Here is a 7,059-nt window from a genome sequence, read left to right on the forward strand (position 1 = left end):
AATTGTCACAAGAGATTATCCACTCAATAATAGGGAACTCTCTCAATTTGGGTGGACATAATATTGTGATGAAGCTTATTCGTAAGTTGTTCCATCCCAATAAGTGCGAATATTTTCACTGGTTCTAACGTCAATGAGCAACCGGCAAATAAGGGATCAATAACCGCTATATTTTTAATATCTGTATTTATTTTATTGATTAAATCTTCCATGGCACTCTTTGTTTCGACTAAAGTATGGCTAGGATGCAGCAATGTTAATCGTTTGGATAACTTATTAATGACTTTTAATAATAAATCACACACATTATTTATTTTATTTCCTACAGTTTCAGCATCATTATTGATTATTGTATTAAGAGCCTCAATAAATTGATTTGAATTTTTAATGGCTTTACCTCCAATAACTAATCCTGCTTTGACTATCCCTGTAGAAGGTTCTCCTTTTCTTTTTTGCAGTGATTTGCTAAGTATCAAGCATAGTTCATGAAGCCTATGGATAAATGTTTCTTCAAGAACATGGGTACAAATCGAGTGGAATAATGCGGTGCTCTTATCTGCATTTTCTGCATATTGTTTCAGTTCGTCCTCTAATTGCTGGATTTCTTGTGAATGTACCTTAGGATGATTAAATTTTTTCCATTCTTTAAGCAGCAGTGGCATTTTTAGTAGATGTTGCATGGGATGAATCAGTCCATCCAATATTGAATTATATTTTATTGATTTTTTGAACTCATCGAGAGATGGCTGAAATAACTTCATGGTTGATTCATAATAAACGCCAATCATTTTACTTGGCTCAAGAAATGATGTGCCGAACTCTGCATTGACTCTTATTAATAAATGTGCAATAAACGCATTGATTTTATCGAATAATTCTTCTTCATCATCACAGTGATTTAAATATTCTTCGTTAAATTCCGGGGTAATTGGTGTACAACTCGCAATTTTATTATATTGTTCCATCTGAAGGTCCACGAGCATTTTAAATGGTTTAGTTAATCCATTGATGTAGTGTTGTACCGTTGCATGATTAACCCAAGTACTAATCGATTTGGAGGATTGAATTACTGCATTCGTTGTTTTGCTAAATTCAAGCATACCTCTAGCTAAATTAATGAGATCTTTGTTCATCTTTTCTCCAAATCAAACGTACTTAAACTAATTAAAGATAATGTTTTGTATAAAGTGCGTTTATTATATGCGAATTGGGTTTGGTCAACCATTTGCTATCGATGACAAAATGGAATTTGTTATTTCCAAGCCGAATACCTTCTGAAGTTTTAACTTGGGACTAAGAGATAGTTTATTGAGGAAAAGACTTCTTCCTTCTTTTTGAGTTCAAATGGAGAATAAAGTAAATAGGTATAGAGCAATAATCTAAATTGTTTCATGAGTTATTTTATCCTCTTTATAACTATTTTTTCAAATTCTCTTGAACCTTTTATATGGATAAGTTAATTATCAAGATGGTATCTAAATATCCAATAAAATCTTATGGGCGATTAAAGGGATTTACGACATGAAGGTATTAAAATCTATCTCAAAAAATTCACATGAAACAAATCCTAAAGAAAATAGAGCATTACCGTTTCAATTGGTGCAACGTATCGAGCCGGATCGCACTTTTTATTTAAGAAGTACTGTAGAGGGAATAGGAAATTTTTTTTCTACGCGCGTGAAAGAACTGTATCATACTTTAGCGATGACGTTTTCTTTAGACTCTATGGATTGGAGTAGCTTTAAAAAATATATTTGGCCTACGATTTCTTCTGGGGCTGCATTAGTTCTTGGTCATTACCTCACTCAGTATATGAGTGAATATCAAATGGGGAGTCCAGAATATGATTTTATTTTTAAATTTATTTTTGGGGCAGCCCTATTAGGTTATTGTGCTTTAAACCGTATTACAGATAAAAAATTTACATCTCAAGCCGAAATGTCTCTGGCTGTAGCCAGTGAGGTAATGGCAATAATCTATATGTACAGTTCTGTTTTTAGAGGAACTGCTTTCTTATTAAACAATGCGGTATCTGATGAATATTCATTAATTGCATCACTTGGAACGAGTGCATTGTTGGTTCCAAGTGGCATTTCTTATCTTGCGCAAAAAGCACAAGAACTTCTTATTCGATTTCAATACAATCGAGGGGCACAACGTTCAGATACAGCCATTATTTCCGGGGGACTTACTCCAATATCGAATTTATATTTTCAAATCAATCATTTTATTGCCAGTGAGCTTATGGTGAGTTCTCGTACCTTTCAATTGGGATTGATTTCCCACAATATTCGTCATGCCGATAAAATAATCCAGAAATTTCGTAACTTACCTGCATTATTAGCTGATTTGGCGCCATCTACTTTAAAAAAAATGAGTGTGCAGCAAGAAAAGCTTGATCATGATTATGAATATAATCATAAGTTGCATCAAGTTTTAAGATTTACATCAAATGGACCAATGTTTGTTAGTATTCCTAGATATCAATTACGTACGGGGGATTTGGTTTATTGTGACAGCAGCATTGATTTGGCTTGTGTGCCAGTATCTGGGGAACTTCTTGCCTTAAAACGTGATGAGAAAGGAAATTTCACTCAGGCATTAGAGCAAAAAAAATTTAGTGTAAATCTTAAAGCGCAAAATGGTGAAGATGTTTGGATCGAACATCAAACCAAACCCGATTTTACTTCAAACTATAAGAAAGTAGACTTACACGCAGTTAGAGACGGTAAACAGGCAGGGGTATTGGTAGGGGATAAGTTAAATTTATACGGTAATGATACTATTTTTATTCAAGTTAAACCCGAAAAAGAGCTTTTATTAAATAGTAATTATGAAAAAAAGGCTGTGATTAATGAAATTGTTGCGGAACGTAAACAAAGAAGCGTTTTATATTCTATTTTAGGCTCCATCATTATGGCCGCTTTTTTGCAAAGGGATATTACTTTAATGCCTGCGGAAACAATAAAACTTATGTTTACACTTTTTCACACGATGATTCCTTTTTCTGAGGCTTTTTTAAGGGAAACAGTAAACAGCCGCTTGATGAAAACATTAAATAATAATTTAGGAGATCAACCTTTAGAGACTATAGATGCACTTCGGGTCGTGGATTTATGTAATGCATTGGGCGGATATTATCGTGACCGATTTCCAAACGGTGTCGTTGTAATTTCAGATAAAACAGGAACTCTTACTACGACTCGAATGGATGTATTAGGTTTATGGACTACAGATATGACTCCTGATGTGCAACGGGTATTGAAAGAGAAGAAGAACTTGCTTTTACCACAAGAAATACAATGGCTTGAGTCTTTTGAGGTATTTTGTGAGGCATTTACAAACAATAAAAAAGAATTAGAGCCCGAAGAGCATGCTGTCTTGGATCTATTCAAATCTTTGTTGAACAATCAACAAGTCTTGGAAGTGACTACTTATGGGACTAATCATTTTAAAAAAGTACTTACAATTAAAGACAAGAAGAAAGAAATGGAGACATTTCATTTAGGTTTATATCGTACGTTTGGGGGTCGTTTCAGCTTAGTTCAGGAAGGTCTGAATTATTTTCTTGTCTTTTGTGGGGTTCCTAATCAAGATGCATTTAAGGAAACTCCTGTGTTGCAAGCTTATGCTATGATGCAAAGCCGTACCGAAGTATTATCCCGAGATTGGTGTATTGCTCGAGGTAAACTCCGTGCAGATGAGTTTGCTGCTTTGCACGAATTAATGGATAAGGATGATAAAAAGGAAATTGAACAGTATCTTTTAAAAAGACCGACATTACTTAAAAATTTGATGTATTACGGCACTTTTATTATTGATAATCCCGTAAAAAAGGGAGCAGAAAAATTTATCGAGCAATGTCGAGAAGTATCTGTTCCTGTATTTGTAGCTACCGGTGATACTGCTAGGGCTGCTGAAAATATTGCCAAGGTATTATGTCCGAAAAATGCAAAGAACATTCTTACTATTTGTGCCAAGGAAATTAAAGAAAATACTTTTGATTTTTTAAACGAAGAAAATTGTCCAGCCGATTCGACAGTCATATTTTCAGGTATTAATGAAGCAATCTTGGCACAATTTCAGAAACTAATGGATAGAGAGCAGGCGAAGCGTCCTGTAATTATTTTTGCAGAAATGAGTACAGAGAGTAAAGGGATGCTTGCTCGTTATCTTAAGGACCATCAGTATTTTGTAGTCGCGAATGGTGATGGCACCAATGATGTGATGATGATGAGAAATTCGAATATGGTAATCGCACATCAGTCAGATGATGGTACTTTTGCCCCTGGAGTCGATTCTTTATCGAATATCAGTGAAGAACAGTTACGAAGATTGTTTGGTTCTCAAAAATCGTTCTATGAGCTTTTTGATATTAATCTTCCAAAAAGTTTATTTGTACAACAATTTGCTCCTTTAGCAAATTCACAAGAAAAACCAACAATGGCCTTGGCACTTAAAAGTGGAAAAATGACTTTTGATTTGGCTAAAACTGTGGGCGCGGATGTTACAGAAATGAATCAGCAGCATTGGTATAGTGTTGTTTTTGATTTATTATGGTTGTGGATTTCATTTTATGAAATTAATGAAAGTGCCGATTTGCCTATGGATAATCGAAATATAAATGCTTCAAGGTTGATTTCCAATACTATGGCAATTGCTTTGACAATTGCTGTTTTCCAATCCTTTGTCAATTATGCTTTTTTTAATGAGTCTACTAATTTGACCAGTATGATCATTATGCTGAGTCTTTTACCTCTAGTTCTAAAAAGTATTTTTTCAGGATTTAGAATGGTGCAGGATAGTGTCTGTCCTCCGCTGAAAACCATAGAAGTAGAAAAAAAAGAAGTCGAATCGAGTTCTACTCGCTCGTCAGTGTTACGTTATTTGGGTTCTTTTTTTTCGCATAAGCCAATGAAGCAATTAGAGGATATGAGTAGCATTCCCAAGCCTCAGTGATTAGTGGACTTTGCATATGTGATAGTAGCTAAGTCCATATTTTTTAGGAGAGGCTGATGATTATTACTCCAGCGAAAATTAAAAAACCACCAATGATGACTGAGGAATTTACATGAGTTTCATTAAATAAAAACCAAGTAAAAATAATGGTAAATAAGGGATAAATTAATTCCAATATCCCTGCGATTGTGGCATTTTTCAGGTTAATTGATGTGGCAATGAAAAAACTTGCAAGAAGAAGAACGGCAATCTCTGCGATTGTTAACCATAAAAGACCGGCATCAGCAGCCAAAACTTGAACGTCTTTTTTCATTGTCGTAAAAAACGAAATACCGGTAAATAATAAAGCGCCAATGATCATTTCCAATGCTAATAACGTAACGGGTGATATGCTGCGTAATACTTTTTCAGCTAATGCGTAATTGAATCCCCATAAAATGGCAGCAGAAATCGCAAAAGTAAACCACATCACTGTACTCCTTGGAAAACAGACGAACGCATGAGCTGAACATTATATCATCAAAAAGATAATAAATCAATCTAAAAGAGGAATGCCGCATTGCTTCATAAAAAATGTTACCCAAAATAGGAATTTTTAGATTCGTTGCCTCATAAATAATGTTACCGAAGGAAGAAAAGGGACATTAGAATGGGGAAGCTTTCGATGGATCTTTATTTGGATAATGTGATTAAGAAATATCAAAAAGCGAATAGGCGCGAAAAAAGTGCACTATTAGAAGAATTATGTACGATAAGTGGTTATCACAAGAAGCATGCGATAAGAGTGTTAAATCAAAGAAAACAGCCTAAGAAAGAGACGAAATCGAAACGAGGTCGTAAAGAACGTTATTCAATGCAGCTTTATTTAGAGCCTCTAAAGCGCATCTGGCTGGCAACAGACCAATTATGTGGGAAACGTTTAGAAAGAGCGATGCCTTTGTGGTTACCTTACTACAGCAGTGCTTATGATGATCTTGCCCCAGAGATTTATGAAGGGCTACTTGGTATGAGCGCATCCACTATCGATCGCATGCTATCTAAAGCAGGAGTTAAGGTGCAACGAGGTTTAAGTGGGACAAAACCCGGTACGATTTTAAAAAAGCATATTCCCATAAAAACAGATCAATGGAATGAGGAAAAACCTGGCTTTCTAGAAGCGGATACAGTAGCTCACTGTGGTTCGTCATTAGCAGGAGATTTCGCCTGGAGTTTAACAATGACGGACATATGCACCACCTGGACTGAAAATAGAGCCGTATGGAACAAAGGAGCAATAGGTGTATTAACTCAAATAGAAGATATTGAAAAAAGCCTGCCTTTTGATATTTTAGGATTCGATTCAGATAACGGAAATGAGTTTTTAAATTGGCACTTAATTCGATATTTTACTCACGCAGAACGGCCTAGATACATTCAATTGACACGTTCAAGACCCTATCATAGCGATGATAATGCCCACGTAGAGCAGAAAAACTGGACTCATGTTCGCCAGTTATTTGGCTATGAACGATTTGATAAAAAAGAGGTTGTTGAATTAATGAATGATTTATATAGAAATGAAGTCTCATTAATGAACAATTATTTTCTTCCCAATACAAAACTCATTGAAAAACAGAGAGTTGATGCGAAAATCATTAAAAAATATGACAAACCCTGCACACCCTATCAACGATTAATGAAATCAGAATATATTTCTAAAGCAAAAAAAGAAGAACTTCAGAAAATCTATAATACTCTTAATCCTTTTGAATTAAGAACTATTATAAAGAAGAAAGTAGATCGTATTTTTAGGTTAATAAACAATAAATATGATAAAAATTTATGCTATAAATAATATACGGTACAGCCGGGGACGGCAATGCCGTGAGGATACAATCGAAGGGGCCTCATTACCGGCCCCTTCACCTCGCTAGGATATTTTTAGAGGATATTTATATTAATAATGTCTCTGTTCGGTAACATGAATTATGAGGCAACGAAAAACTCTTCGGTAACATTTATTTATGAAGCATCACTAAGAGCTATTTCAGTTCATGCAAAACGATAAGTCGACCTACCAGCTCTTTAAATCTGACTCATCAAATCATATCAATTCAATGC

4 protein-coding genes are annotated in these 7,059 nt (G+C 34.9%); 2 read left to right on the forward strand and 2 right to left on the reverse strand.

Annotated elements, in window-relative coordinates; translation table 11 throughout:
* Positions 1-23: 23 nt before the first annotated feature.
* Positions 24-1,133, reverse strand: a complete 1,110-nt coding sequence (locus Lgra_RS11945) for a hypothetical protein (protein ID WP_238584437.1) — start codon at positions 1,131-1,133, stop codon at positions 24-26.
* 388 nt (positions 1,134-1,521) lie between these two features.
* On the opposite strand from Lgra_RS11945, the gene Lgra_RS11950 reads away from it, so the two are divergent.
* On the forward strand, positions 1,522-4,959 hold the full coding sequence (locus Lgra_RS11950) for a cation-translocating P-type ATPase (RefSeq protein WP_058499499.1): 3,438 nt from the start codon (positions 1,522-1,524) through the stop codon (positions 4,957-4,959).
* A 43-nt stretch (positions 4,960-5,002) separates the two neighbouring features.
* Here Lgra_RS11950 and Lgra_RS11955 read toward each other — a convergent pair whose 3' ends face one another.
* On the reverse strand, positions 5,003-5,428 hold the full coding sequence (locus Lgra_RS11955) for a DMT family transporter (protein ID WP_058499500.1): 426 nt from the start codon (positions 5,426-5,428) through the stop codon (positions 5,003-5,005).
* Between the two features lie 180 nt (positions 5,429-5,608).
* Between Lgra_RS11955 and Lgra_RS11960 the strand changes: the two genes are divergently transcribed.
* Positions 5,609-6,793: a hypothetical protein gene (locus tag Lgra_RS11960; RefSeq protein ID WP_058499501.1), complete on the forward strand. Its 1,185-nt coding sequence runs from the start codon at positions 5,609-5,611 to the stop codon at positions 6,791-6,793.
* The last annotated feature ends 266 nt before the right edge of the window (positions 6,794-7,059 follow it).

The sequence above is a fragment of the Legionella gratiana genome, from assembly GCF_001467695.1.
In the GTDB taxonomy this organism is placed as follows: domain Bacteria; phylum Pseudomonadota; class Gammaproteobacteria; order Legionellales; family Legionellaceae; genus Legionella; species Legionella gratiana.

Excerpts from the sequence above, each read along its gene's own strand:
- Lgra_RS11945 (WP_238584437.1), bottom strand. The coding sequence starts at position 1,133 with ATGAACAAAGATCTCATTAATTTAGCTAGAGGTATGCTTGAATTTAGC.
- Lgra_RS11950 (WP_058499499.1), top strand. The coding sequence starts at position 1,522 with ATGAAGGTATTAAAATCTATCTCAAAAAATTCACATGAAACAAATCCT.
- Lgra_RS11955 (WP_058499500.1), bottom strand. The coding sequence starts at position 5,428 with ATGTGGTTTACTTTTGCGATTTCTGCTGCCATTTTATGGGGATTCAAT.
- Lgra_RS11960 (WP_058499501.1), top strand. The coding sequence starts at position 5,609 with ATGGGGAAGCTTTCGATGGATCTTTATTTGGATAATGTGATTAAGAAA.